At 73.0% G+C, this 24,238-nt stretch carries 25 protein-coding genes; 14 read left to right on the forward strand and 11 right to left on the reverse strand.

Translation table 11 applies throughout. The features are described 5' to 3' along the window. Window positions 1-4 precede the first annotated feature (4 nt). On the reverse strand, window positions 5-409 hold the full coding sequence (locus tag IF54_RS0130380; RefSeq protein WP_030324538.1) for a nuclear transport factor 2 family protein: 405 nt from the start codon (window positions 407-409) through the stop codon (window positions 5-7). Between the two features lie 71 nt (window positions 410-480). Between IF54_RS0130380 and IF54_RS0130385 the strand changes: the two genes are divergently transcribed. From IF54_RS0130385 to IF54_RS0130395, 3 genes are all read left to right on the forward strand, one after another. After that, complete coding sequence (locus tag IF54_RS0130385; protein WP_030324541.1) at window positions 481-1,044, forward strand: PadR family transcriptional regulator; 564 nt, start codon at window positions 481-483, stop codon at window positions 1,042-1,044. 18 nt (window positions 1,045-1,062) lie between these two features. Continuing rightward, window positions 1,063-1,791 (forward strand): class I SAM-dependent methyltransferase, encoded by a 729-nt coding sequence (locus tag IF54_RS0130390; RefSeq protein ID WP_030324543.1) that lies wholly within the window; start codon window positions 1,063-1,065, stop codon window positions 1,789-1,791. Between the two features lie 74 nt (window positions 1,792-1,865). After that, entirely contained in the window at window positions 1,866-2,639 is a 774-nt protein-coding gene (locus IF54_RS0130395) for an acyl-CoA thioesterase (RefSeq protein ID WP_030324545.1), read from the forward strand. A gap of 22 nt (window positions 2,640-2,661) precedes the next feature. On the opposite strand, the gene IF54_RS0130400 is transcribed toward IF54_RS0130395, so the two are convergent. The 5 genes from IF54_RS0130400 to IF54_RS0130420 form a co-directional block, all read right to left on the reverse strand. Next, window positions 2,662-3,828 (reverse strand): EstA family serine hydrolase, encoded by a 1,167-nt coding sequence (locus tag IF54_RS0130400; protein ID WP_030324552.1) that lies wholly within the window; start codon window positions 3,826-3,828, stop codon window positions 2,662-2,664. Between the two features lie 100 nt (window positions 3,829-3,928). Continuing rightward, entirely contained in the window at window positions 3,929-4,897 is a 969-nt protein-coding gene (locus IF54_RS0130405) for an acetylxylan esterase (RefSeq protein ID WP_030324554.1), read from the reverse strand. 145 nt (window positions 4,898-5,042) lie between these two features. Continuing rightward, window positions 5,043-5,624, reverse strand: a complete 582-nt coding sequence (locus IF54_RS0130410; RefSeq protein WP_030324555.1) for a hypothetical protein — start codon at window positions 5,622-5,624, stop codon at window positions 5,043-5,045. Between the two features lie 118 nt (window positions 5,625-5,742). Then, the gene (locus tag IF54_RS0130415) at window positions 5,743-6,498 is read right to left on the reverse strand and encodes a ferredoxin reductase (protein ID WP_030324558.1); all 756 of its coding nucleotides are present in this window, start codon (window positions 6,496-6,498) and stop codon (window positions 5,743-5,745) included. Further along, window positions 6,491-7,096: a sulfite oxidase-like oxidoreductase gene (locus IF54_RS0130420; RefSeq protein WP_030324559.1), complete on the reverse strand. Its 606-nt coding sequence runs from the start codon at window positions 7,094-7,096 to the stop codon at window positions 6,491-6,493. Before IF54_RS0130420 ends, IF54_RS0130415 begins: the two co-directional genes overlap by 8 nt. Before the next feature lie 169 nt (window positions 7,097-7,265). Between IF54_RS0130420 and IF54_RS0130425 the strand changes: the two genes are divergently transcribed. Beyond that, window positions 7,266-8,183 (forward strand): NADP-dependent oxidoreductase, encoded by a 918-nt coding sequence (locus IF54_RS0130425; RefSeq protein WP_030324564.1) that lies wholly within the window; start codon window positions 7,266-7,268, stop codon window positions 8,181-8,183. Further along, entirely contained in the window at window positions 8,180-8,992 is an 813-nt protein-coding gene (locus tag IF54_RS0130430; protein ID WP_078852168.1) for a GNAT family N-acetyltransferase, read from the forward strand. Before IF54_RS0130425 ends, IF54_RS0130430 begins: the two co-directional genes overlap by 4 nt. Window positions 8,993-9,051: 59 nt before the next feature. Here the strand turns inward: IF54_RS0130430 and IF54_RS0130435 are convergent, their stop codons facing one another. Then, window positions 9,052-9,483 (reverse strand): MarR family winged helix-turn-helix transcriptional regulator, encoded by a 432-nt coding sequence (locus tag IF54_RS0130435; RefSeq protein ID WP_030324568.1) that lies wholly within the window; start codon window positions 9,481-9,483, stop codon window positions 9,052-9,054. Between the two features lie 220 nt (window positions 9,484-9,703). Between IF54_RS0130435 and IF54_RS0130440 the strand changes: the two genes are divergently transcribed. Then, complete coding sequence (locus IF54_RS0130440) at window positions 9,704-10,495, forward strand: putative protein N(5)-glutamine methyltransferase (RefSeq protein WP_030324570.1); 792 nt, start codon at window positions 9,704-9,706, stop codon at window positions 10,493-10,495. Window positions 10,496-10,505: 10 nt separating this feature from the next. On the opposite strand, the gene IF54_RS0130445 is transcribed toward IF54_RS0130440, so the two are convergent. Next, window positions 10,506-11,432, reverse strand: coding sequence for a LysR family transcriptional regulator (locus IF54_RS0130445; RefSeq protein ID WP_030324573.1), 927 nt, complete (start codon window positions 11,430-11,432; stop codon window positions 10,506-10,508). 132 nt (window positions 11,433-11,564) lie between these two features. On the opposite strand from IF54_RS0130445, the gene IF54_RS0130450 reads away from it, so the two are divergent. After that, window positions 11,565-12,815 (forward strand): MFS transporter, encoded by a 1,251-nt coding sequence (locus tag IF54_RS0130450; protein ID WP_030324574.1) that lies wholly within the window; start codon window positions 11,565-11,567, stop codon window positions 12,813-12,815. A 93-nt stretch (window positions 12,816-12,908) separates the two neighbouring features. On the opposite strand, the gene IF54_RS0130455 is transcribed toward IF54_RS0130450, so the two are convergent. Beyond that, window positions 12,909-14,990, reverse strand: coding sequence for a SpoIIE family protein phosphatase (locus IF54_RS0130455; protein ID WP_051735593.1), 2,082 nt, complete (start codon window positions 14,988-14,990; stop codon window positions 12,909-12,911). A gap of 285 nt (window positions 14,991-15,275) precedes the next feature. Between IF54_RS0130455 and IF54_RS0130465 the strand changes: the two genes are divergently transcribed. From IF54_RS0130465 to IF54_RS0130490, 6 genes are all read left to right on the forward strand, one after another. Then, window positions 15,276-16,151: a hypothetical protein gene (locus IF54_RS0130465; RefSeq protein ID WP_030324577.1), complete on the forward strand. Its 876-nt coding sequence runs from the start codon at window positions 15,276-15,278 to the stop codon at window positions 16,149-16,151. 171 nt (window positions 16,152-16,322) lie between these two features. After that, the gene (locus tag IF54_RS0130470; protein ID WP_030324580.1) at window positions 16,323-17,564 is read left to right on the forward strand and encodes a cation:proton antiporter; all 1,242 of its coding nucleotides are present in this window, start codon (window positions 16,323-16,325) and stop codon (window positions 17,562-17,564) included. Window positions 17,565-17,592: 28 nt separating this feature from the next. Beyond that, complete coding sequence (locus IF54_RS0130475; protein WP_030324585.1) at window positions 17,593-17,862, forward strand: DUF3040 domain-containing protein; 270 nt, start codon at window positions 17,593-17,595, stop codon at window positions 17,860-17,862. 346 nt (window positions 17,863-18,208) lie between these two features. After that, complete coding sequence (locus IF54_RS0130480; RefSeq protein WP_030324588.1) at window positions 18,209-18,577, forward strand: hypothetical protein; 369 nt, start codon at window positions 18,209-18,211, stop codon at window positions 18,575-18,577. Window positions 18,578-18,697: 120 nt separating this feature from the next. After that, complete coding sequence (locus IF54_RS0130485; RefSeq protein WP_030324590.1) at window positions 18,698-20,713, forward strand: NADPH-dependent 2,4-dienoyl-CoA reductase; 2,016 nt, start codon at window positions 18,698-18,700, stop codon at window positions 20,711-20,713. Between the two features lie 40 nt (window positions 20,714-20,753). Next, window positions 20,754-21,296 carry a PadR family transcriptional regulator gene (locus IF54_RS0130490; protein WP_030324592.1) on the forward strand — a complete coding sequence of 181 codons (543 nt, stop codon included), beginning with the start codon at window positions 20,754-20,756 and terminating at the stop codon, window positions 21,294-21,296. Between the two features lie 63 nt (window positions 21,297-21,359). Here the strand turns inward: IF54_RS0130490 and IF54_RS0130495 are convergent, their stop codons facing one another. After that, window positions 21,360-21,911: a hypothetical protein gene (locus IF54_RS0130495; protein WP_020138496.1), complete on the reverse strand. Its 552-nt coding sequence runs from the start codon at window positions 21,909-21,911 to the stop codon at window positions 21,360-21,362. Between the two features lie 179 nt (window positions 21,912-22,090). Next, window positions 22,091-23,068 carry a fibronectin type III domain-containing protein gene (locus tag IF54_RS0130500; RefSeq protein ID WP_030324594.1) on the reverse strand — a complete coding sequence of 326 codons (978 nt, stop codon included), beginning with the start codon at window positions 23,066-23,068 and terminating at the stop codon, window positions 22,091-22,093. Window positions 23,069-23,469: 401 nt separating this feature from the next. On the opposite strand from IF54_RS0130500, the gene IF54_RS0130505 reads away from it, so the two are divergent. Continuing rightward, window positions 23,470-24,192 (forward strand): glycoside hydrolase family 75 protein, encoded by a 723-nt coding sequence (locus IF54_RS0130505; protein WP_030324596.1) that lies wholly within the window; start codon window positions 23,470-23,472, stop codon window positions 24,190-24,192. Window positions 24,193-24,238: the final 46 nt, after the last annotated feature.

Consider the following 24,238-nt stretch of genomic DNA (forward strand, 5'->3'; position numbering starts at 1 on the left):
GGGTTCAGGAGGCGGCGACCCGCGCCTCCGCCTCTTTCGCGATCTCCTCGAACCGTGCGCCCATCTCCGCCGCCAGGGCCTGCGCGGCCGACAGCGGGCGGACCATCACCATGAACCGGTCGATCAGACCGTTCTCGTCGAGATGGAGGAAGTCGCAGCCGTCCAGCGCCCGTTCGCCCACCCGCGTCGAGAACACCAGGGCATGGTCGCGGCCGTCCTCGCTGCTCAGCTCGCTCACGTAGCGGAAGTCCTGGAAGACCTTCACCACCGTGTTCAGGATCGCCGCCGTGATGGCCTTGCCCTCGTACGGCTTGAACACCACCGGGCTCGTGAAGACCACGTTCTCGGCCAGCAGCGCCTCGACGGCGTCGAGGTCGCCCGCCTCCACCGCTTCTCGGAACGCTCGCATCGGCGACCTCCGTAGTCAATTTGTTGAGTAGGTGCGGAGTAGATTAGTCACTCGGCTGTTAGCGTGTCCACATGTCGCTCAAGTACGCCGTCCTGGCGGCCCTGCTGGAGGGCGAGGCCTCGGGCTACGAACTGTCGAAGGTCTTCGACGTCTCCCTGGCGAACTTCTGGCCGGCGACCCCGCAGCAGCTCTACCGGGAACTGGAGCGCCTGGCCCAGGACGGGCTGATCGAGGCCCGGGTGGTCCAGCAGGAACGCAGGCCCAACAAGCGGCTGTTCACCCTCACCGAGACCGGCCGCCGTGAGCTGGGCACCTTCGCCGGTGAACCGCCCCGCAGGCCGGCCGCCCTCCGCGACGAGTTCCTCATCAAGATCCAGGCCATGGACGGCACCGACCCCGAGGCCACCCGGGCCCTGTTCGAGGAGCGCCTGTCCTGGGCGCGCGGAAAGCTCGCCCGCTACGAGCGCGTACGCGAACGGTTCCTGGACGGCCGCACCGAGGACGAGTACCTGCGGGACGCCGAGCGCATCGGCCCCTATCTCACCCTGCTGGGCGGCATCGCCCTGGAGGGCGAGACCGTGCGCTGGTGTGAACGCGCTCTCGTGATCCTCGAGGCGCGCACCGCGCACACCTGACTCGCCTAAGCTGTCGCGATGTTCAGCCCAGAAGGCCCCAGCCTCCGCGAACTCGCCGTCCAGGCGCTGTCGTCCGTCGAGCGCGGCTACGACCTGCTCGCCCCCAAGTTCGACCACACCCCCTTCCGCACGCCCGACTCCGTCCTGGACGCGGTGGCGTCGGCGCTGCGCCGGCTGGGCTCCTTCGACACCGGGCTCGACCTGTGCTGCGGCACCGGTGCCGGTGTCGGTGTGCTGGCCCGGGTCTGCGAGGAGAGCGTCACCGGCGTCGACTTCAGTGCCGGGATGCTCGACGTGGCCCGGGAGCGGACCAGGTCACGGGGGCCGCGCGTGTCCTGGGTGCGGGGGGACGCGCGCACCCTGCCGTTCGCCGACGGCTCCTTCGACCTGGTCGTCAGCTTCGGGGCCTTCGGGCACTTCCTGCCGCCCGAGCTGCCCGGCCTGTTCGCCCAGGCCCGGCGGGTGCTCCGGCCGGGCGGCTGCTTCGCCTTCCCGATCGTCGCCCCGCCGCGCCCCTCGTCCCCGGCGTACTGGATGCTGCTCGGCTTCGACGTCGTGATGCGGGTGCGCAACGCCCTGTGGCGGCCCCCGTTCGTCATGTACTACCGCGACTTCCGGCTCGGGGACGTCCGGCGGGAACTGGAGTGGGCCGGGCTCGAGGTGGAGCTGCACGCCCTGCGCGAGTTCGGCGAGCGGCGGGACGGCAGCCCCCGGGTCCGGATGGTCGTGGCACGACGGCCCGCTTAGTCGGTCAGGCTGGTAGGTCTGGATTTCCAACTTATCCGTTTGATTTTCCAACTCACCAGGTTATGGTGAGGCGCGTGACCACCTCCACCGAGCACGAGAGCCGGATCGACCCCCAGTGGCGGTCCTGGGAAGGGGCGCACGGCGGCCATGTCGCCGCCGTCGCCCTGGCAGCCGTCCGCTCGCGGTTCGCCGGGGGAGCCCGGCCGGTCCGCACCCTGACCACGCACTTCCTGGCCCCGGCGGACGCCGGCCCGCTGCACGTCTCGGGCACCGCGCCCGCCTCCGGGCGGCGCACCGCCGCCTGTGTCTTCTCCGGCCACCAGGACGGCCTGCCGGTCGTCGTCGGCTCGGCCCTGTTCGGCGAGGGGCGGCCCGGGGTGGCGTACGACGGACAGTCCGCCCCGGACGTGCCGGGCCCGAACGGCTGCCGGACCGTGCGACTGCCCGGCCATCTGGCGCCCTTCGCACGGCAGTTGGAGATACGGCCCGCCGGCCCCGACCTGCCCCTGGCCGGCGGTGACCGGGCCGAGCTGCTCGCCTGGGTGCGCTTCCTGGACGGCCGGCCGCTGGACGCACCGGCCGTCGTCACCCTCACCGATGTGCTGCCGCCCGCGCTGTACGCCGTCTGGGACGTCCCGCGCCCGGTGCCGAGCGCGGAGCTCACCGTCCACTTCACCGACGTCCTGGACGACAGCGAAAGCCTCCTCGGGGGCTGGGCCCTGGTCCGGATCCGCACCGACCACGCGGGCGCCGGCTGGGCCGTTGACGACAGTGCCGTCTGGGCCGCGGACGGCCGCCTCCTCGCCCTGGGCCGTCAGTCCCGCGTGGTGCGCGGCGGGCGTCCGTAGCGCCGCCGAGCGGAACCCGCGGTCACAGCGCGCTGTACAACGCGTCGACCAGGGCCGTCTTGCGCGGGTCGTTGGCGATGTGGGGGCCCATCCGGTTCATCACATACCCCAGGGACACCCCGGACTCCGGGTCGGCGAGACCGCACGAACCGCCGAAGCCGTCGTGTCCGAAGGCCCGCGGATTGGGACCGTACGAGCCCTCGGCCCCGCTGAGCCACAGCCCGAGCCCGAGTTCCGTGTCGTTCCCCAGACCGGCGCCGAGCACCAGGTCACGGCAGCGGCCCTGGCTCTCGCGCACCCGCTCGGCCGCCTCCGGGGACAGGACGCGGTGACCGCCCCAGGAGCCCCGGCCCGCGAAGATCCCGTAGAGCGCGGCGACGGCCCGGGCCGTGCCGTGGCCGTTCGCGGCGGGGATCTCGGCGGCCCGCCACTCGGGCGTGTTCGCCTCCGCCGCTCCCGCCACCGGGTTGGTCAGCGCGGCGATGGCGGCCGGCGCCAACTGGGCGAAGACCGCCGCCTGTTCGCTGGTCGACACCACCGGCGGATGCACCAGCTCGGCGGCCCGCCCGGCCTCCTTCTCCGGCAGGCCGATCGTGAAGTCGATGCCGAGCGGCCCCGTCACCTCCTGCTCCAGGAAGGCGCCCGGCAGCAGCCCCGAGACCCGTCGGACGACCTCCCCGACCAGGAAGCCGTAGGTGAAGGCGTGGTAGCCGGACACCGTGCCGGGCTCCCACCAGGGCTCGGTCGCCGCCAGTCGCCGTGTCGTCAGCTCCCAGTCGCAGAGCTCGGCGAGGGAGTGGGGCTCCCGCAGGCCGGACAGCCCGGCCCGGTGCGAGAGCAGGTGCCGTACGAGCACCTTCTCCTTGCCCGCCGCCGCGAACTCGGGCCAGTACACGGCCACCGGAGCGTCGAGATCGAGCAGGCCCCGGTCGGCGAGGACGTGGGCGCACAGGGCGGTCGGGCCCTTCGTCGTCGACCACACGTTGACCAGCGTGTCCCGCTCCCACGGTCGGGTGCGGGCCGCGTCGGCCCAGCCGCCCCACAGGTCCACCACCGTTTCGCCGCCGACCGAGACGCTCACCGCGGCGCCCAGCTCGGCACGGTCCCGGAAGTTCACCTCGAACGCCGTCCGCACCGCCGCGAAACGTGCGTCACAGTGGCCGTGGACAACTGACTGGTGCTCGGACATGGGTCCTCCGTCGTCGCCGGACGTCCGGGCCGCCACGCCGCGACCCGGATCCGCCGAACATACCGACTGGTCGGACCGGAGGGAAGGTCTCAGACGGGACTCACGCGAGGGCGCGCAGCCAGCGCAGCTTCGCCGCCTCCTGGAAGGGACCGCCGCCCTCGTGGTCGTTGAAGTCGTAGACCTCGATCTGCTTGTCCTGGTGGCCCCAGGCGTTGAAGGCCGCGAAGACGGTGGAGGGCGGGCAGGTCTGGTCCTCCAGGGCCGCCGAGAAGAGCGCGGGCGCGCGACCGCGGCTCGCGAAGTGCACACCGTCGAAGTAGGCGAGGGTGCCCAGGACGTCCTGGAAGCGGCCGCGGTGCGTCTTGAGATAGAGGCCGATCTCCCGGTACGGGTGCCGGTCCGTGAGCGTCGCCGCGCGCGGGAAGTCGCACAGGAACGGCACGTCCGGCGCGACCGCCGCCAGGTCCGGCACCAGACCGCCGACCGCGATCGAGATGCCCCCGCCCTGGCTGCCACCGAGCACGACCGTGCGCGCGGCGTCGGTCAGCGGGTGCGAGCGGGCCGCCTCCACCGCGCGCACCGCGTCCGTGAACACCCGCCGGTAGTAGTAGTTCTCGGGAGCGTCGATGCCCCGGGTCATGAAACCGGGGTACGCGGGGGCGCCGCCCTGCGGGTCCGCGGTGCCGCCACCGCCGCCCCAGGCACTGCCCTGCCCCCGGGTGTCCATCACGAAGTGCGCCCGGCCCGAGGACGCCCACAGCAGATGCTCGTGCGGAAGTCCGCGCCCGCCGCCGTACCCGATGAACTCCACGACCACCGGCACCGGCGCGGAGACCTCGGTGGGGATGGTGAACCAGCCCCTGACCGGCTGGCCGCCGAACCCGGCGAAGGTCACGTCGTACACCTTGACCGTGGACAGGCCGGTGTCGACGAGCTCGAAACGGGCGTCCAGGTCGTGCTCGCGGGCCTCCTGAAGTGTCTTGGACCAGAACGCGTCGAAATCCTCGGGCTCGGCGGACTCGCTGCGGTACTCGCGCAGTTCGTCGAGGGGGAGGTCGAACAGTGCCATGCAGGACCGCCTTTGCGAAGGGACGTGCGGGATGATCACACCGTACGTGCGTGGCCGGACGAATCGCCAGACCTTCGGTGATCGTCCGACCACGGCCCGAACCCGTCGACAGCCCGTGGATCCGCTGGTCAGAGACGGTGCGGGGTCAGGCCCGGCGGCGGGTCCACTGGGGCTCGGTGAGGGCCCAGTCGCGTTCCCACTCGCTGAGGCGGTGGCGGTGGGCGGCGGCCCGGACGACGGAGTGGCCGAGCAGGATCAGGGCGACAGCGCCGCCCGCCCCGCAGGCGCCCATCGTCAGGGTGTGCTGCCAGATCGCGGTCTCGTCGGGCGGCGGGCCCACGCTCCGGCCGCGCGAGTCGAACCACACGTCGACCTTGTCGCCCCGTTCGGTACCGGCCGGGACCCGCGCGGTGGCCGTCTTCGTCGCCCCGGCCTGCGTCCAGCGCACCGCCACCCGGTACGAGCGCTCGCGCCCGCCCTGGACCGTGGGCGGCCTGTCCGGCACCTCGCCGGTCACCTCCGCGCGCACCCGATGTCGGTCCGCGCGCTGCTCGTCGGCCACCGCCTGTGCGTCACCATGGGCCCACCAGCCCACGACCGCGCCCGCCAGCGGGGCCGCCAGCAGCAACAACACCGCGACGGCCAGTACCGTCCACGCCTCGACGACGTCGGACCGACGCCTGAGCGGATTGCGCCGCCAGCGCCAGCCGCGCACCCGGGTTCGCATGTCGACCTCCGCACCACGCACGCCCGTGAGTGGTCACAAAGATGTAGTACCCCTCAACCGGCGTTGTTCACTTGTGGGGGAGCGCACCTGCACACGGAGTGCACACACGCGTCTCCTGTCAGCCGAACCGCTCGATCCGGATACGGTCCACCGGCTGCCCCGCCGCCAACAGAAGCCGCGAGGCGTGCTCGGCGAACGCGTTGGATCCACACACATAGGCCTCCCACCCATCATCAGGCTGTTCGGCCAGGAGTGCCGCCACATGTGCGGCCGTCATACGTCCTACCGGCACACCCGCCGGCGCGCTCCGCGTGAACACGGTCGTGGTCTCGGCGCCGAACTCCCGGGCGTAGATGAGCTCCTCCGGCCCCCGCGCCGACACCAGCAGTCGCAACGGCACGGACAGTCCGCGCGCCCGGTGGTGCCGCACCATCGACATCAGCGGTACGACCCCGGACCCGGCCCCGATCAGCAGCGCGGGCCGATCACCGGGCCAGGCGAAGAACCCGCTCAGCGGCCCCCGCACCTCGATCTCGTCACCGGGCGCGGCCTCCGTGTGGAACCAGCCGGACACCTCACCGTCCTCGACGTGGTCCAGGGTCAGCTCGATGTGCCCGGTGTCCTCGGGCGGGGACGCGATCGAGTAGTGCCGCTGGGCCGTGTAGCCGTCCTGGGCGGTGAGCCGCAGCATCAGATGCTGGCCGGGCAGATGCCCCTGCCAGCCGGGCACCGCGAAGCGGAACGTGGACGCGTACGGCGTCTCCCGGCGGATCTCGGTGAGTGTGGCGGTCTGCCACAGCGCGGCGGACCGGTTGCTGACGGCGATCCGCCCGGGCACGGCGAACCGCGTCGCGGGCACGAAGGTCTCAGTCACCGGCGTACCTCTGCTCCTCCCACGGGTTGCCCCGCGCGTGATAGCCGTTCTGCTCCCAGAAGCCGGGTTCGTCGTGGTCGAGCAGGGTCAGGCCCGCGATCCACTTGGCGCTCTTCCAGAAGTACAGGTGCGGCACCAGCAGCCGCGCCGGGCCACCGTGTTCGGCGGGCAGGGGCTCGCCGTCGTACTCCCACACGATCCAGGCCCGCCCGCCCGTCAGGTCCGCGAGCGGCAGGTTCGTGGTGTACCCGGTGTGCGCGTAGGCGACGGCGTGGGTGGCCGACGCATCGGGCCGCGCCTCGGCGAGGAACGCGTCCAGCGAGACCCCCGCGAACCGCACACCGAACTTCGACCAGCTCGTCACGCAGTGGATGTCACCCTCGTAGGCCGACGACGGCAGTGCGTGCGCCTCGTCCCAGTCCCAGGTGCGGGGTTGTTCGACCAGCCCGTCGACCCGGAACGTCCAGTCGGCCGGCGACAGGTCGGGGGTGACCTCGGCGGAGAGCACGGGCCAGTCGTCGCCCGCGTCGTACTGGCCCGGTGGCAGTCCGGGGTTGTGGACACGGGGGCGTCCCGTGAAGCCTCGGGTGACGTTCATGCACCCACCGTACGCTCTCGCCCCTGGTGCTCCGGCCCAGGTCAGTGCCCCGATCATTGCGGCCGTATGAACAGCGCGCGGCTGCGGGAATAGCCGCCGCGCGCCGCTCCTTGGCGCTGGAGTGCCGGGTCGCTGCCCCGGTGACAGCACGAGGAGAGTGAGGAAGCAGATGCCCAAGGCGTACGTCTTCACGCGGTACGGCGGTCCGGAGACCGAGGCGTTCGTGGACGTGGACCGGCCGAGCCCCGGCCCCGGCGAACTCCTGGTCGCTGTCCGGGCGGCGGGCGTGAACCCGGTCGACTGGAAGATCCGCTCCGGCTACGTGCGGCCCGGCGACAGCGGCGAGCGGGTCTTCCCCGCCGTGTTCGGCAGCGAGGTCTCCGGCGTGGTGGCGGGGACCGGCGCGGGCGTCGAGGGGTTCGCGGTCGGGGACGAGGTCTTCGGCTCCACGCTCACCGGCGGCTACGCCGAGTACGCCCTGATCCCCGTCGCCATCGCCGCGCACAAGCCGGCCGAGCTCTCCCACGCGGACGCGGCCACGCTGCCCGTCGCCGCCGCGACCGCCTACGACGGCGTCCGCCAGCTCGACCTGCCCGAGGGAGCCACGCTGCTGGTCACGGGCGCGGGCGGAGGAGTGGGCGCGGCCGCGGTCCAGATCGCGCGGGCCCTCGGTATGAAGGTCGTCGGCGTCTCGAGCGAGGCCAAGAGGGAGTTCGTCCAGTCGCTCGGCGCCGTCCATGTAGCCTCCGGACCCGGCTGGGCCGAGCGGGCCCGGGCGACCGCACCGGACGCCGTCTACGATCTCGTGGGTGGTGAAGTCCTCGTCGAGGCCGCCGGGTTGCTCACCGACCGGACGAAGCTGATCACCGCGGGGGCCTCGGATGAGGACGTCCGGCGGCTGGGCGGCGCCCGCGTGGTCCGGGCCCGCGACGCGGCCGTACTGGAGGAGGTCGCGCGGCTCGTGGTCGCCGGTGACCTGGACCCGCACATCACCGGAACGTTTCCCCTGGACCGGGCGGCCGACGCGCTGCGCACGGTCGAGGAGGGCCACGCCCGCGGCAAGACCGTGATCGAGGTCGCCCGATGAGCAGCGACACCCCGTACGCGCAGCTGGACGGCGGAGAGACCGCGCAGGTTCCCGGAGGCCGTCAGACACGGCACGCCGGCGACTCTGCTCAGGCCCTGGCGAGCGGCAGCGCCCCGCACGTCCTCGACAACCCCGCCCTCGCCTCCCTCACCGGTCCGCACGCCCACTTCGCCGAGAAGCGCGGCCGGGTCCTGCGCTACCCCGCCGACGTGTCGCCGTGGCTCGCCCTCCCCGACCAGCCCGACGCCGGCGCCTGGGCCGACCTCGCGGCCCAGGCCGGTCCCGGCGCGGAGGTGATGCTGACGGCGTACGCGGGCGCGGTGCCGGAGGGCTGGGAGATCACCTTCCACGTCGAGGGCGTACAGCTCGTGGACGACGGCGTCGCCGCCGCGCCCGACCCTGAGGCGGTCCGCCTGGGCCCCGCCGACGTGCCCGAGATCCTCGACCTGATCGCCCGCACCCAGCCGGGCCCCTTCCTGCCCCGCACCATCGAGATGGGCACCTACCTGGGCATCCGCAGGGAAGGCGCCCTGGTCGCGATGGCGGGGGAGCGGCTGCACCCGCCGGGCTGGACCGAGATCAGCGCGGTCTGCACCGACCCCGCCGCCCGCGGCCAGGGCCTGGCGACCCGGCTGATCCTCGCCGTGGCGCACGGCATACGGGAGCGCGGCGAGACACCCTTCCTGCACACCGGTGCCCGCAACACCAACGCCATCCGGCTCTACGAGTCGCTCGGCTTCCGGCTCCGCCGCCGGACCGCCTTCCTGGCGGCACGGGTGCCCGAACGGTCGCCGGAGGCGGTGTCGTAGCGCCCTTGAGGCGGACCGGACCGGCAGAACCCGTCAGCAGAGCGCTCCAGCAGAACTCTTCAGCCGGACCGGGACCAGGAGTTGTACCGCACGAGATACCCGGCGAACCGCTCCAGGTCCTCCTCGGACCACTCCGCCAGCCGCTCGCCCACGGCGGCCCGGCGGCTCACGGTGACCTGGCCGAGGATGTTCCGGCCCGCCTCGGTCAGATGCAGCACCTGGACCCGGTGGTCGGCCGGGTCCGGGCGCCGCTCGATGAGCCCGGCCCGCTCCAGCGCGGCGACCTGGCGGCTCACGGTGGACTTGTCCAGGGCGTAGTGGGCGGCCAGGTCGGTGGCACGGCAGCCGTCGCGCTCCTCCAGATGTCCGAGGAGGGTGTACGACACCAGGGACAGCTCGGGGTGCAACCGGCTCGCCGAGGCCCGGGCCCGCCGCGCGAACACCGTCATCTCGTGCTGGATCGTCTCCACGGCCCTGTCCGCTGCTCGCATCGGACCTCCCTCACAGTGCCACTGGTTGCACAGTACAACTCATCGTGCCCTGGGGTAGGGTGGCCGTCCGGCCGCGGGAGGTCCCGGCCGTGAGGTACCGAGGGGGTGAGACCCATCAACGCTGTGTCAGATCGGGTGCTCCCCTCTCGCATCGGCGCGGATCACCGCCGGTAGGTGACCGCTGGAGCGCCCTTCGGCTCTCGAAAGGCCCCCGGCTCCCATGCCTTCCCTGTCTCCCCGCTTCCCGTCCGGCGACTCGGTCTCCGCGGCTCTCCGCACGGCCGGCTGTGTCTTCGCCGAGGACGAGGCCCGGTTGATCCTCGCCGCCGCCCGTACCCCTGACGAACTGGCCGCCATGGTGGACCGCCGGGTCGCCGGCCACCCTCTCGAACTCGTCGTCGGCTGGGCGGAGTTCCGCGGACTGCGGATCTCGGTGGCCCCCGGGGTGTTCGTGCCCCGCCGACGCACGGAGTTCCTCGTCGAGCAGGCCCTCGGTCAGGCGCCGGCCGCCTCGGTGGTCCTGGACCTGTGCTGCGGCTCGGGTGCCGTCGGCGCGGCCCTCGCCGCCGCGCTCGGCCCGGTCGAACTGCACTGCGCCGACATCGACCCGGCCGCCGTCGAGTGCGCCCGCCGCAACACCGCCGAGGCCGGCGGCCACGTCCACACGGGCGACCTCTTCGAGGCCCTTCCCACCGAGCTGCGCGGCCGCGTCGACATCCTGGCGGCCAACGTCCCCTACGTCCCCACCGACGAGGTCGCTCTCCTGCCCTCCGAGGCCCGCGACCACGAGCCGCTGGTCGCCCTGGACGGCGGCACGGACGGCCTGGACCTCCTGCGCCGGGTGGCCGCCGAGGCCCTGGACTGGCTCTCCCCGGCCGGCTGTCTCCTCGTCGAGACCAGCGCCCGCCAGGCCCCCGCCGCCGTCGACGCCTTCACCCGCAGCGGTCTGACGACCCGCCTGGCGGTCTCCGAGGAGTTCTACGCCCAGGTCGTGATCGGCATCAGGGCCTAGCGGCGGGCGGTCACGCCCAGTTCGGGGTCCACGTCCCGGTGTCCGGCAGGTCCGGCCGGGTGCGGTGGAGGTGGGAGCGGAGGGCGTCGAGGACCGGGTGGGCGTTGTCGGCGCGCCAGAGCAGAGAGTGCGGGTAGACGGGTGTGGGCCCGTGCACCGGGATGCGGCGCAGGTCCTGGTCGGACGGCCAGACCAGCCGGGTCAGCTCGCCGACCAGGGTGGCCAGGGCCGGTGAGTCGGCGATCGTGTCGAGGAGGGGGTCGGTGCCGAAGTCGGGCCCGGTGACCTCGATGGTGAGTCCGAAAGCGGCCGCCAGATCGTCGTAGTAGGTGCCCCACTCGGTCCCGGTGACCAGGCCGGGCATCCAGATCCGGTGCCCGGCCAGCCGGTCGGGTGTCACCGAGCGGGCCGTCGCGAGCGGGTGGTCGGGGCCGGTGAGCAGCTGGACCGGTTCGTCGTAGACGCGCACGGACTCGATGCCGTCGGCCGACAGGCCCTGGGCCTGGGGTACGGCGCGGAAGGACGCGTCGATCGTGCCGGACCGGAGAGCGTCCAGGGCCGCCTCGGCGTCGAAGAGCGTGACCACGTCGAGCTCGACGCCGGGATGGGCGCGGTGGAAGGCGCGCAGCAGCTCGGCGGGGGCGAGCCGGCGACCGATCACGTCCACCCGCAGGGCGCGGCTGCCGGGCCGGACCGAGGCCGCCGCCCGCTCCGCGGCCCGCAGCAGGTCGCGGGCGTGCGGCAGGAACGCCTGGCCGTCGATGGTCAGCCGGGCGCCGCGCGGGGTGCGGGTGAACAACCGCGCCCCGAGATCCTTCTCCAGCGCGGCGACCCGCTTGGACACGGCCTGCTGGGTGACCGCCAGCCGGTCGGCGGCATCCTGGAAGCGGCCCGCGTCCGCCACGGCGACGAACGTACGTACGGCGTCGAGATCCATACGGGTAGCCTAGGCCGCCCTCGGCACAACCCGGGGTTGTGCCGGTGCGCCGGGCCGGTTGTTTGATCTGCGGGACCGTACTCGGTTGGATGGCGCCGGTTCAACGCGGGGTTGTCGACGAAGGGGCGGGGCGTGGGCGGGAGGCGGTCGCTGGGGCGGCGGTTCGGGTGGCTGTGGGCCGCCTACGCGGTCAGCGCGTTCGGTACCTCACTGTCCTTCGGGGCCTTCCCGATGATCGCCGTCCTGGTGCTGCACGCCGGACCGGCCGCGGTGTCCCTGCTGGCGGCCGCGGGCCTCGCCGTGGGGGCGGCGGTGGCGGTGCCGCTCGGACCCTGGGTGGAGTTCCGCCGCAAGAGACCGGTGATGGTCACGATGGACCTCACCCGGTTCGCCGCCCTGCTGAGCATCCCCGTCGCCTTCGCGCTCGGCGTGCTCGGTTACGTCCAGCTCCTGGTCGTGTCCGTGCTCGTCGCGGCGGCGGACATCACCTTCACCGCCGCGTCCGGGGCCTTCCTCAAGTCGCTGCTCGACCCGGAGGACCTGCTGGTCGCCAACGGGCGCTTCGAGGCCACCAACTGGACCTCCATCGTGGTCGGCCCGCCCCTCGGCGGTGCCGCCGTCGGGCTGCTCGGCCCGGTGACGACCGTCCTGGCCGACGCGGTCAGCTATCTGCTGTCGGCACTGGGCCTTCGCGCGATCGGCGGCGGCGAGGCGCGACCCGCCCCGACCGGCGCCCCGAAGGGTTCGCTCCTGGAGGGCTGGCGGTACATCCTGGCCAGTCCCGCGCTGCGCCCGCTGTTCTTCAACACGGTCCTGGTCAACGCCCTGATCATGGTGCCGGTGCCGCTGCTCACGGTCCTCATGCTCGGCCCGCTGGGCTTCGCGGCCTGGCAGTACGCCCTCGCCTTCTCGGTGCCCTGCCTCGGCGGTCTCCTCGGCTCACGGATCGCCCGCCCCCTGGTGACCCGGTTCGGGCGGCACCGGGTCCTGCTCACCTCGGGAGTCCTGCGCGCCTGCTGGCCGCTGGGCCTGGCCTTCGTCGGTCCAGGTGCGGCGGGTCTGCTCCTCGTCATGGTCATCGAGCTGGGCGTGATCACCTCCTGTGCCGTCTTCAACCCGGTGTTCGCCACCCACCGCCTGGAGATGACACCGACGGACCGGGTGGTCCGCACCCTCTCCGCCTGGTCGGTGACCGGCAAGCTCCTCACCGCGGCCCTGACCGCCCTGTGGGGCCTGCTGGCCGGCTTCACCGGAACCCGCGAGGCCATCGCCCTCGCCGGCCTCCTGCTCCTGGCCACACCGTTCCTGCTGCCCCGCCGCCAGACGCCCCCGCGGGAGACCCGCCGCGACGCCGCCCTGCCGTCGTCGGCCCCGTCCCCGTGACACGGACCGCCGCAAACGTGGTCGGGGACTCTCCGGGGGCTGGTCCGGTGCTTCGCGTGGTCCGTCGGAGGGCCGCGGAGTTTCGGGTGCGGCTCAGTGCTCGGGGGTCTGGACCCGTGCGATCAGCAGGGCCACGTCGTCGGAGTTGTCCGGCTGGTGCAGGGTGCGCAGCAGGAGGTCGCAGGCCTCCTCCAGGGGGCAGTCGGGGCAGTCGAGGAGGTCCAGGAGGGCGTCCAGGCGCTCGTCGAGGGGGTGCTGGCGGGTCTCGACCAGACCGTCCGTGTAGAGAACGAGCCGGTCGCCGGGTCCGAGGTCGACGGTGGTCGTGGAGAAGGCGACACCGCCCACGCCCAGCGGTGCCCCTGTGGGCAGCTCCAGCAGCTCGGGCGGACGGCCCGCGCGCAGTCGTACCGGAGGCAGATGCCCCGCGTTGGCGATCCGGCACTGGCCGAGCCGCGGATCGTGCACGGCGTACACGCAGGTGGCGATGGAGTGGTCCAGGTCCTGGGTGATCCGGTCGAGGTGTTCGAGCAGCCTGGCCGGATCGAGGTCCAGGGAGGCCAGGGTGTTGGTGGCGGTGCGCAGCCGGCCCATGGTCGCGGCCGCGTTGATGCCGCTGCCCATCACGTCGCCCACGACCAGCGCGGTCTTCCCGCCGTCCAGCGGGATCACGTCGAACCAGTCGCCGCCGACCTCGGCGGTGGCGCCCGCGGGCTGGTAGCGGGAGGCGACCTCCAGACCGCCGGTCACCGAGGGGTGGCTGGGGAGCAGGCTGCGCTGGAGGGTGAGGGCGGTGTTGCGGGCGTCCTGGTACCAGCGCGCGTTGTCGATCTGCACGGCCGCGCGGGCCGCGAGCTCACGGGCCAGCAGCAGGTCGTCCTCGCCGAAGGGCTCCGGGTTGCCGACCCGCTTGAGGTCCAGCGCGCCGAGCACCTCACCGCGCGCGATCAGCGGTACGGCCAGGTAGGAGTGCACCCCGGCCCTGCCCAGCAGTACGGCCGCCTCCGGGGACCGGCTGATGCGGGCGAGGTCGCCCGGACCGACCCGCGACACCAGCACCGGCCTCCCGGTGCGCACGCACTCGGTGACCAGGCGCTCGGGGGCGTAGTGGGCCACCTGACCGGGCGGGTCCGCCGCGCGCAGCGCCTCGGGGACACCGGCCGCCTCGACGGCCAGGGGGCGCATCACGGCGGGCTCGGCCGGGCGCAGGGTGCTCGGCCGGCCCTGCACGACCGCCTCCAGGAGGTCCACGGCCGCCACGTCCGCGAGCTCCGGCACGGCCACGCCAGCCAGCTCACGGGCGGTGCGGTCGAGGTCCAGCGTGGTGCCGATGCGGGCGGAGGCGTCGGCGACGAGCGCGAGCCTGCGCCGCGCCGCCTCGGCCGCCACGGTCGCCCGGTGGTGCTCGGTGACGTCCAGGACCGAGCTCGCCACACCGAGGACGGTTGCGTTGGCGTCCTCGAGCCGGTACAGGGACACCGACCAGGCATGCTCGTTGTCGGGGTCCGCGGGCGTGTGGCCGACCGTGTGCTGGTCGACCAGCGGCGTGCCGGTCCGCATGACCTCGAGGGCGGCGGTCTCGAAGGCGGTCACGTCGAGATGGGGGAGGACCTCGCCGATCTTCCGCCCGACGTGCTCCGCGGCCGGGACCCCGTTCATCTGTTCCAGGGCCGGGTTCACGGAGACGTACCGCAGCTCGGTGTCCAGCACGGCCAGTCCGATCGGGGACTGGGAGACCATTCGGGTGGACAGGGCCACGTCCCGGTCGAGGCGGCGCACCGTCTCCTGGTCGGCGCACAGCCCCAGCGCGTAGACGTCCCCCCGGTCGTCCAGCAGCCGCATGTTGCGGAACTCCACGAGCTTGGTGCCGCCGTCCTTGTGCCGGACCGGGAAGGCCCCGGCCCAGCTCTGGCCGGTCTCCATGACGTCGGCGAACAGCTTGGCGACCAGGTGGACGTGCTGTTCGTGGATCATCAGATGGGCCGCGTACTGCCCCAGGGCCTCCTGCGCGGTGTAGCCGAACAACTCCTCGGCCTGCGGGCTCCACAGCACGATGCGTCCCTCGGTGTCCGTGACCACCGACGCCATGCCCAACTCGTCGAGCAGCCCGCTCGGCCGTACGGCACCGCGCGGGGGCTCCCTGCCCTCGGACGCGGGTATTCCGGCTGCACCCATTGCACGAACCGCCTTCGACCGTTCTCGCGGCACGCCGTACCCCGGTGCCGACTCCCCTTGTTCTACCGCGTGCAACCGTCTCTGTGGCCACGCGGTGGTGTTCTTCCACCATCCCTCAACACGGGGGCGCGCGTCCGGTGAAGCGCGCCGGGGTGATGAACGCCCGCCCGCTTCCTTTCGGCGCCCTCGTGTTCATCCACTTGGTCTGTACATGACCGCGACTGGGCGCCAGACTGTCCGCCGAGCCACCTCACCCCCCGCCCCAGGAGCCCCAGGAGTCCCTCCATGCCCCTGCGCGTCAGACAGCGCTCGCGCGCGGTCCTCGCCGCCCTCGTCACCCTCACCGCGACGGCCCTCCTGGCCGCCGCACCGCCGGCCTCGGCCGCCGACACCTGGACCGAGGTGGGTTCCGACCGCGCCAACCCGCTCACCGAGAGCCAGGGCCTGACCTCCGTCGAGGTCCCGGCCAACTCCGCCAACCGGTACACCGGCATCGGCACCATCCCCATCGGCGTCTCCACGCGGGGCTGGAACCATGTGGGCGACCCCGACGCCTCCTACGACGGCCACTACGTCGAGCCCTACCAGGCCGACTCCGGCACCGCGAAGATGTACCGCGTGCAGGCACCGGACGGCACCTGGTCCGAGTACGTCCACACCCTCAGCCCCGGTGAGGCCCTCAACAACTCCTGGGTCGCGATCTCGCCCGACGGACAGTGGATGCTCACCGGCGAGTGGGGCACCATGACCCGCTTCCTGGTCCTGCCCACGCCCGGCGTCAACGCGAGCACCTCCCCCTCCGCGAACCTCCCGCAGGCGGCCACCGTCACCCTCGACCACGCCGTACGGGACGTGCAGGGCTGCGACTTCGTGACCGCCACCCAGCTGCTGTGCTCCTCCGACGACCCGGCCGGCACCCTGTTCGGCTACACCAAGCCGCTCCTCCAGGTCGACCTGTCCGCCGCCCCGACCGGCTCGGCGAACGTCACCGGACATGTCACGGCACTGCGCCAACTGCCCCTGCGCAGCTCCTGCTCCGGCTCCTTCGAGACCGAGGGCATCGACTACGACCGCCGCACCGGAACCCTGCGCGTGATCGTCGTCTCACCCGGCTTCTGTGTGCTGACCGACAGCAAGACGTACCGCTTCACCAGGAGTTGAGCCCCGCCACGAGAAGTGCCGGCCCTCGCGGAAATGGGGGTCGGCACCGATGTCCGGGCCGGGGGACCGGATGCGACGGTGGAACGCACATCCACTGACGAAGGAGTTGTCGCATCCATCCCCGAACGGCACAGCACGCACGCCCGACCGCGCCCCCGGGGGAGGTGACCCGTGGGACACGCTGACACCCTCCTCGCCATGGGCGGCGCCTTCCTCGCCGCGGCCTTCCTCGCCCGGCTCGGCGGGCGCATCGGACTGCCGACCATCCCGCTCTTCATGCTCGCCGGCATCCTGCTCGGCCCGCACACCCCGGGCCTGGTGCTGGTCGAGGATCCGCACGACTTCGAGATGCTCTCCGCGCTCGGCCTGGTGCTGCTGCTGTTCTACCTCGGCCTGGAGTTCCACGTCGACGACCTGCGCAACGGCGGCAGGCGCCTGCTCGCCGCCGGCGGGATCTACCTCCTGGCGAACGTCGGTGCCGGACTCGGCTTCGGGTTCGCGCTCGGCTGGGGAACCCGGGAGGCCCTCGTGCTCGCCGGGGTCCTCGGCATCTCCTCGTCGGCGATCGTCACCAAGATCCTCATCGACCTGGGGCGGATCGGCCGCCCCGAGACCCGGCTGATCCTCGGCGTGATCGTCGTGGAGGACATCTTCCTCGCCCTGTACCTCGCCGCACTCCAGCCGGTCGTCAGCGGTGCACGCGGACCCGTGGAGATGCTCCTCCAGGCGGGCAAGGCGTTCGGCTTCCTGATCGTGCTGGCCGTGGCCGCCCGTTACGGGACGCGCTGGATCGGCCGGCTGATCCACGTCCGGGACGACGAACTCCTGGTCATCAGCTTCCTCGGCGCCGCGGTCCTCGTCGCGGGCGTCTCCGAGGTGCTCGGCGTCGCCGACGCCATCGGCGCCTTCATGGTCGGCCTGATCCTGGCCGGCACGCCCTCGGGGCCGCGCATCCGCAGCCTGGTGCACCCGCTCCGCGACGCCTTCGCGGCCATCTTCTTCTTCGCCTTCGGGCTCTCCATCGACCCCGGTGTCGTCACGTCCGTCGCCGGGCCCGTCGCCGCCGCGGCCGCCGTGACGGTCGTGATGAACATCGTCGCCGGTCTGCTCGTCGCCCGTCTCTACGGCTACGGCGCCCAGCCCGCCGCCGACATCGCCACCACCCTCGTCGCCCGCGGCGAATTCGCCCTGATCCTCGGCGCGATGGCGGCGAGCGCGGGACTCGACGCACGTCTGGCGCCGTTCATCGCCGGGTACGTCCTCGTCCTGGCCGTTCTCGGTCCCGTGGCCGCGGGGCGGGCCCATCTGCTGGCCCGGGCCCTGGGGTCACGTCGTCGTGCCGGGACGCCCGGGGACGACGACACCACCCCGCAGCCGGTCTCCGTCCCGGTCGGGGCGGACGCGGAACGGTAGCGGACGTCCGCCGTGCGAAGGAGGAGTCATGGGCCGGCCCGACGACGAACGCCTGCTCGACCTCGCGGCGCGGCTGGCGCGTGACGACCCACGGTTCGCCCGCGCGCTGGGCTCGGGCCGCCCCGCCCGGCCCCGCGAGTACCGGCGCACGGGGGCCTGGGCCACCCTCGCCGTCGCCGTCCTCCTCCTGACCTCCGGCATGGCCCTCCCGGAGGGGATCCTGGTGGCCGCGGGCCTGGTACTCGCCGGAATCGCGGTCCCTCTGTTCGACCCACACAGGGACGAGCCGCACCGGTGACGCCGTTGGGGGTGGGGTGAGGGGGCGTGGGGCGCGTTGTGGGGATGCGGTGCGCGCGGAGGGGCAGCCGGTCGTGCCGCGGAGCAGGCGCCTGCGCCGAAGGCGGCCGGTCGGGCTCCGAGGTCGCAGGTCGGGCTCGGGGGTCGCCGGTCGGGCTCCGACGTCGGCCGCCGCCGTCCGAGGTGCCCGGTTGTCCCGCGACGTCGCCGGTCGTCCATGCAGCAGCCGTCGGCAGGGCCCCTTCTCCGCCGGTAGTGCTCCGGCGGAGGTGGTGGTTTTCTGAGGGGGTGGCGCGGTTCGCGGGGAACCCGGCGGTCCGGTCATCGTCACGGAAGGAGCGACCACGATGGATCGTGAGCGAACGCACGACGAGTCCGTCTCCCTGGAGATCAGCGGATGCAGCGCGGAGGACGCCCGGATCGTCTTCGACACCCTGACCGCGTGCTTCGAGTCCGACCGGGGCGCCGACGAGGTGCCGCAGCAACTCCACGAGTCGCGGCCGATGGTGTGGCTGGGCACGTTCGAGGTGACCGAGGCGCGTTCCTGCCCGCCGCCCGCCCGGCTGTCGTCCTCCGTGGAGGCCGACGCGCAGGGCGGCTACTGGGCCATCGAGCAGTTGCGGACCACGCTGGACTCGATGTTCGCGGTGCGGGACCTCGCCTCCATGTCGGGGGACCAGGAACGCGAACTGCACGTGCGGCTGGAGAGCCGCTGAGTACGTCGCCCGGCGCGCGAGGGCGCCACGTGGTTCTCGTCACCCCGTTATGCAACTAGTTGCATAAACGCGTCGCGGTCCTCTACAACAGGGAGGACGAGACCGCGACGGAGGGGCCCGATGAGCCGTTACCCGCACCTGCTGAGCCCGCTCGACCTGGGCTTCACCACGCTGCCCAACCGCGTCCTGATGGGCTCGATGCACGTCGGCCTGGAAGAGGCCGAGCGCGGCTTCGAACGCATGGCGGCGTTCTACGCGGCCCGCGCGCGGGGCGGGGTGGGCCTGATCGTCACCGGCGGCATCGCCCCCAACGACGAGGGCCGGCCCTACGAGGGCGGCGCCAAGCTCACCACCGACGCGGAGGCCGAGCAGCACCGCACCGTCACCGAGGCCGTGCACCGCGAGGGCGGCCGGATCGCGATGCAGATCCTGCACTTCGGGCGGTACGCCTACCACCAGGACCTCGTCGCCCCGAGCCCCCTCCAGGCACCGATCAGCCCCTTCCCGCCCCGCGAGCTCACCGACGCCGAGGTGGAGCGCACCATCGACGACTACGCCCGCGCCGCCCGCCTCGCCCGGCAGGCCGGCTACGACGGCGTGGAGATCATGGGCTCCGAGGGCTACCTCATCAACGAGTTCATCGCGGCCCGGACCAACGGGCGCACCGACCGCTGGGGCGGGTCGTACGAGAACCGCATGCGCTTCCCGGTCGAGATCGTGCGGCGGGTGCGGGAGGCGGTCGGCGAGGACTTCATCATCGTCTACCGGCTGTCCATGCTGGACCTGGTCCCGGGCGGTTCCACCCTGGACGAGGTGATCACGCTCGCCAAGGCCGTCGAGGCGGCCGGGGCCACGATCATCAACACCGGCATCGGCTGGCACGAGGCCCGCATCCCCACCATCGCCACCTCGGTGCCGCGCGGCGCCTACACCTGGGTGACCAAGCGGCTCATGGGCGAGGTGTCGGTCCCGCTGGTGACCACCAACCGCATCAACACCCCCGAGCTGGCGGAGCAGTTGCTCGCCGACGGCCACGCGGACATGGTGTCGATGGCCCGCCCGATGCTCGCCGACCCCGACTTCGTGAACAAGGCGGCCGAGGGGCGCCCCGAGGCCATCAACACCTGCATCGGCTGCAACCAGGCCTGCCTCGACCACACCTTCAGCCTCCAGATCACCTCCTGCCTGGTGAACCCGCGTGCCTGCCACGAGACCGAGCTGGTGCTGTCCCCGACCCGGCTCAAGAAGCGGGTCGCGGTCGTCGGCGCCGGTCCCGCGGGTCTCGCCTGCGCGGTCTCCGCCGCCGAACGCGGCCACGAGGTCACCCTCTTCGACGCCGCGAGCGAGATCGGCGGTCAGCTCAACGTGGCCCGCAAGGTCCCCGGCAAGCAGGAGTTCGACGAGACGATCCGCTACTTCCGCCACCAGCTCGACGCCCACGGCGTGGACGTACGGCTCAACACCCCGGCTTCCTCGGGTGACTTGACGGAGTACGACGAGGTCGTCGTCGCCACCGGCGTCACCCCGCGCACCCCCGACATCCCCGGCCTCGACCACCCCAGCGTGGTCGGCTACCTCGACGTCCTGCGCGACAACGCCCCCGTCGGCGATCGGGTCGCGATCCTCGGCGCCGGGGGCATCGGCTTCGACGTCGCCGAGTTCCTCACCGACGGCGGCGACAAGGCGCACGAGGACCCGGCGACGTACTTCCGTCAGTGGGGCGTGGACATGGACTACACGGCACCCGGCGGACTCGGCGTCCCCGAGCGCCCGGCGCCGCCCCGGACCGTGCACCTCCTCCAGCGCAAGACCAGCAAGGTCGGCGCCGGGCTCGGCAAGACCACCGGCTGGATCCACCGCACCGAGCTCAAGCACCGGGGCGTCACCATGGTCCCGGGCGTGCGCTACGACCGGGTCGACGACGCCGGCCTGCACATCACCGTCGGCGAGGAGAGCACCGTCCTGGAGGTCGACACCATCGTGCTGTGCACGGGCCAGGAGCCGCGCCGGGACCTGTACGAGGAGCTCGTCGCGGCGGGCCGCAGCGCGCACCTGATCGGCGGGGCCGACGTGGCCGCCGAGCTGGACGCCAAGCGGGCCATCAAGCAGGGCACCGAGGTCGCGGCGGCCCTGTAGGGAGCCCCGGCCCCGCTCGGCTCGTCCCTAGGATGACTCCATGTCACTCCCGCACGCGATCCTCACCGCACTGCTCGAAAGGCCGTCGGCGGGGCTGGACCTGACCCGTCGGTTCGACCGGTCGATCGGCTACTTCTGGTCGGCCTCGCACCAGCAGATCTATCGCGAGCTGGGAAAACTGGAGGCCGAGGGCTACATCCGGGCCATCCCGGAGGACCGGCCGAGCCGGGGCCAGAAGAAGAGCTACGAGGTCCTGCCCGCGGGCCGCGCCGAGCTCGAACGCTGGACGGCCGCGGCGCAGGACCCCAAGCCGCACCGGGACGCCCTGCTGCTGCGGCTGCGCGCGGCCGCAGTCGTCGGCACGGACGGACTCGAAGCCGACCTCCGCCGCCATCTCGACCTGCACCGGCGGCAGTTGGCGGAGTACGAGCAGATCCAGGACCGCGACTTCCCACCCGGCAAGGACAGCGCGCAGGCCAGGCTTCAGCACCTGGTCCTGCGCGCGGGCATCGAACTGGAGACCTTCTGGACGCAGTGGCTCACCGAGGCGCTGGAGGAGCTGGCCGAACTTCCGGACAGCTGAGGGCGTTCGGCGAACTCCCGGACAGCTGAAGACGTTCCGCGAACTCCCGTGCCCGGCAGGGGTTCAGAGGCGGTACGGCCGCGACCGGCGGCGCAGGAACCAGGCCGTCGCCGCCGCGCCGACCGCCACCAGACCGCCGCCGACCGCCAGCGTCACGGTGCCGTAGTCCTTGGTGGCCCCGCCCAGACCGCCCAGGACGCCGCGCGAGGGGGAGGCGGAGGCCGTCGACGAGGTCGTGGGCGTGGCGGAGCCGGACACGATGATCGACTGGGTGCCCGCCGTGCTGTTGTTGTAGGCGCACATCACGATGACGGTGTACGTCCCGGGGCTCACGTTCGACCAGGCGGCCGACTGGAGCGAGGTGGTCCCCGACAGGGCCACCTGGCGCCCCTGGCTGAAGTTGGCCTGGCTGCTGGTGAGCAGCGAGGCGGTGCCCCAGCCGCCGGTGGGGGCGGTGCGGGAACAGGCCGTCGTGGTGACGGAGACCGTGGATCCGGAGGTGCTCACGGAGATCCCGGGACCTGCCGCGGCGGGCCCGGCGGTCAGGGCGAGCGGCAGCGCGGCGACGGCCGCGACGGTCAGGCCGGAGCGGAGAAGTGGCTGAATAGTGCGCATGGACTGCCCTCCGGCGGCACGGTTGGCGGAACATCCGTGGCGCCGCCGAGGTGGGGGAAGCCCGTGCTGCCTCAGGGGCAGCCAATGCGCGGACGGCCCGGCCCGCACCCGGGGCACCGCCGCGCGGGTGACGGAATCCTCCGGTCGGCGCACACGCCGGCCGCGGAGGTGGGCGGTCGTCACCGGCCGGCGGCGCCCGTCGTGACCGTCCGCTCGGCCGACAGCCCGCCCCAGGTGCCGTCGGGCAGCCGGGCCCTGATCCGCACCCGGTGGCGCTCGCCGGGCTCGCGCCCCAGATAGAAGCTGTACGTCGTCCTCCCGCGCGGAGGTGTCCCGCCGAACACGAGCGAGGTGGCGGCCGCTCCGTCGAGACGGACCTGGTACTCGGTGACGACCCCGTCCGTCCGGGGCGGGAGCCAGGCCAGGTCCAGGTAGTACGCCCCGTCGACGCCGAGCCGGGCCGTGGCGCGGAAGTCCGTAGGGGCGGTCTCCCGGCCGTCGTCGCCGCCGGGCGTGCTGAGCCGGACGTCCGCCGCGGCCGGCGAGAGGTTTCCGGCCGCGTCCCGGGCCCGGACCGTGAACGAGTAGCGGGTGCCCGGACGCAGCCCCGTGACCACGGCCGCCGTCTGGGCCCCGCCCACGCTGTGGATCTTGCTGCCGCCCTGGTAGATGTCGTACGACACCACGTCCCGGTCGTCCGAGGAGGCGGACCAGCTCAGCTGGACGGCCCGGCTGCCCGCCGTCCGGCCGCGCAGTTCGCCGGGGCGGGCCGGGGCCGAGCGGTCCGCCGCCACGGCCGCGGGAGTCGTCGCCCGCACCTCCGGGCTCGGCGGGCCGAGACGTCCTTCGGGGTCGCGGGCCCGCACGCTGAAGACGTACGGGGTCGCGGGCCGGAGTCTGGTGACATCCGCCATGTGCTGTGAAGCGGGCACATCCTTGACCTTTGTGGTGCCGCGATACACCTCGTAGCGGTCGATCCCCGTGCCGACGGCATTCCACATCACATGCACGCTCGTCGCGCTGCCCGCGGTCGCGGTGACGCCCCCGGGGGCGGCGGGCAACGGGCCGCTCCCCCCGTCGTCCGGACCGCCGCACCCGCAGGAACCGACGAGCAGGAGTGCCGCGCACAGGGCGAGGGGGACGGGTACGCCTCGCACGTCTCGGCCTCCCCGCAGGACAGTACGGCAATGGTCCGGACCAATATGGCGTCGAGGGTGGGCCCGCGGCAAGAGGGGCGACCGCGTGGGCCGGGCTCGGGACGGTTACGTATGCTGAAACCTCTCCAGGCCGAACTCGCCATGAGTGAAGGGGAGTTCACGCCGGTGGCGCGGGCCGCTGTCGTCGCTGTTCCCGCGCCCGTACGGGTGGCCGGGCGGCCGGGGTCCGCCGAGGGCTCCAGCCCCCGGCTCCTGCCCCCCTTTCCAGCACCGCCCCCTTCGCGTCCCTGCCCCGTCCGGGTGCCTGCCCCGTCCGGCCCCCTTGCGGTGGCCGCTGCGCTGAGACCGCATCAGATTGGGCTGAGTGCCCGTCAATGCACCCGAGGAGAGGGTCCCTTATCGTGCGTGTCCAGTCGCTGACGCTGGCCGCGGCAAGCGCCGCTCTGCTCGCCCCCACGGCAGCCCCCGCCGTAGAGGTCGCCACCGCCCGGACGGAGCCGGTGGTGCGGCGGGAAGGCACCGTCCCGGCCGCCGACCTGCTGGCCCGGGTGCGGGACTGCGTTCCCGTCTCGCGCGGTCGCTACCGCGCCGACGAGGACAAGTCCGCGACCATCCCGGTCTGCGGCACCGAGGAGGCCGTGTTCTGGAAGGCCGACATGGACATCGACTGCGACGGCCGGCCGGGCAGCCACTGCAACAGCCGCACCGACCCGCTCTTCTCCGACGCCACCGCCTACCAGCAGTCCGACGGCCGCTATCTCAGTGCCGAGAACCTGCCGTTCATCGTGGTCCCGGCCCCGAGCCCGGTCTGGGACTACCGGGCCCACGGGGTGCACGGCGGCGCCGTCGCGGCCGTCGTGTACGAGGACCGGGTGCAGTACGCCGTCGTCGGGGACGTCGGCCCGAGCGGCATCATCGGGGAGGCGTCCTACGCCACCGCGAAGGCGCTCGGCATCCGCTCCGACCCCCGCGGCGGCGGCGCGCCCTCCGGTGTCACCTACATCGTGTTCAAGGACTCCCGGGTGAAGCCCATCGAGGACCACCAGGCCGCCGTCACATTGGGGGAGCGGCTGGCACGGGAGTTCGTGCAGGGTGAGGCGGCGAAGAGTCGCAAGAGACGGTGACGGCGAGGGCCTGGCGGGGAGAACTCCCCGCCAGGCCCTCGCCGCT

This window comes from Streptomyces sp. NRRL B-3229 (assembly GCF_000719505.1).
Lineage (GTDB): Bacteria > Actinomycetota > Actinomycetes > Streptomycetales > Streptomycetaceae > Streptomyces > Streptomyces griseorubiginosus.

Coding starts and splice junctions, on each gene's coding strand:
- IF54_RS0130380 (WP_030324538.1), bottom strand. CDS start 409: ATGCGAGCGTTCCGAGAAGCGGTGGAGGCGGGCGACCTCGACGCCGTC.
- IF54_RS0130385 (WP_030324541.1), top strand. CDS start 481: ATGTCGCTCAAGTACGCCGTCCTGGCGGCCCTGCTGGAGGGCGAGGCC.
- IF54_RS0130390 (WP_030324543.1), top strand. CDS start 1,063: ATGTTCAGCCCAGAAGGCCCCAGCCTCCGCGAACTCGCCGTCCAGGCG.
- IF54_RS0130400 (WP_030324552.1), bottom strand. CDS start 3,828: ATGTCCGAGCACCAGTCAGTTGTCCACGGCCACTGTGACGCACGTTTC.
- IF54_RS0130405 (WP_030324554.1), bottom strand. CDS start 4,897: ATGGCACTGTTCGACCTCCCCCTCGACGAACTGCGCGAGTACCGCAGC.
- IF54_RS0130410 (WP_030324555.1), bottom strand. CDS start 5,624: ATGCGAACCCGGGTGCGCGGCTGGCGCTGGCGGCGCAATCCGCTCAGG.
- IF54_RS0130420 (WP_030324559.1), bottom strand. CDS start 7,096: ATGAACGTCACCCGAGGCTTCACGGGACGCCCCCGTGTCCACAACCCC.
- IF54_RS0130425 (WP_030324564.1), top strand. CDS start 7,266: ATGCCCAAGGCGTACGTCTTCACGCGGTACGGCGGTCCGGAGACCGAG.
- IF54_RS0130430 (WP_078852168.1), top strand. CDS start 8,180: ATGAGCAGCGACACCCCGTACGCGCAGCTGGACGGCGGAGAGACCGCG.
- IF54_RS0130435 (WP_030324568.1), bottom strand. CDS start 9,483: ATGCGAGCAGCGGACAGGGCCGTGGAGACGATCCAGCACGAGATGACG.
- IF54_RS0130440 (WP_030324570.1), top strand. CDS start 9,704: ATGCCTTCCCTGTCTCCCCGCTTCCCGTCCGGCGACTCGGTCTCCGCG.
- IF54_RS0130445 (WP_030324573.1), bottom strand. CDS start 11,432: ATGGATCTCGACGCCGTACGTACGTTCGTCGCCGTGGCGGACGCGGGC.
- IF54_RS0130455 (WP_051735593.1), bottom strand. CDS start 14,990: ATGGGTGCAGCCGGAATACCCGCGTCCGAGGGCAGGGAGCCCCCGCGC.
- IF54_RS0130465 (WP_030324577.1), top strand. CDS start 15,276: ATGCCCCTGCGCGTCAGACAGCGCTCGCGCGCGGTCCTCGCCGCCCTC.
- IF54_RS0130475 (WP_030324585.1), top strand. CDS start 17,593: ATGGGCCGGCCCGACGACGAACGCCTGCTCGACCTCGCGGCGCGGCTG.
- IF54_RS0130480 (WP_030324588.1), top strand. CDS start 18,209: ATGGATCGTGAGCGAACGCACGACGAGTCCGTCTCCCTGGAGATCAGC.
- IF54_RS0130485 (WP_030324590.1), top strand. CDS start 18,698: ATGAGCCGTTACCCGCACCTGCTGAGCCCGCTCGACCTGGGCTTCACC.
- IF54_RS0130490 (WP_030324592.1), top strand. CDS start 20,754: ATGTCACTCCCGCACGCGATCCTCACCGCACTGCTCGAAAGGCCGTCG.
- IF54_RS0130495 (WP_020138496.1), bottom strand. CDS start 21,911: ATGCGCACTATTCAGCCACTTCTCCGCTCCGGCCTGACCGTCGCGGCC.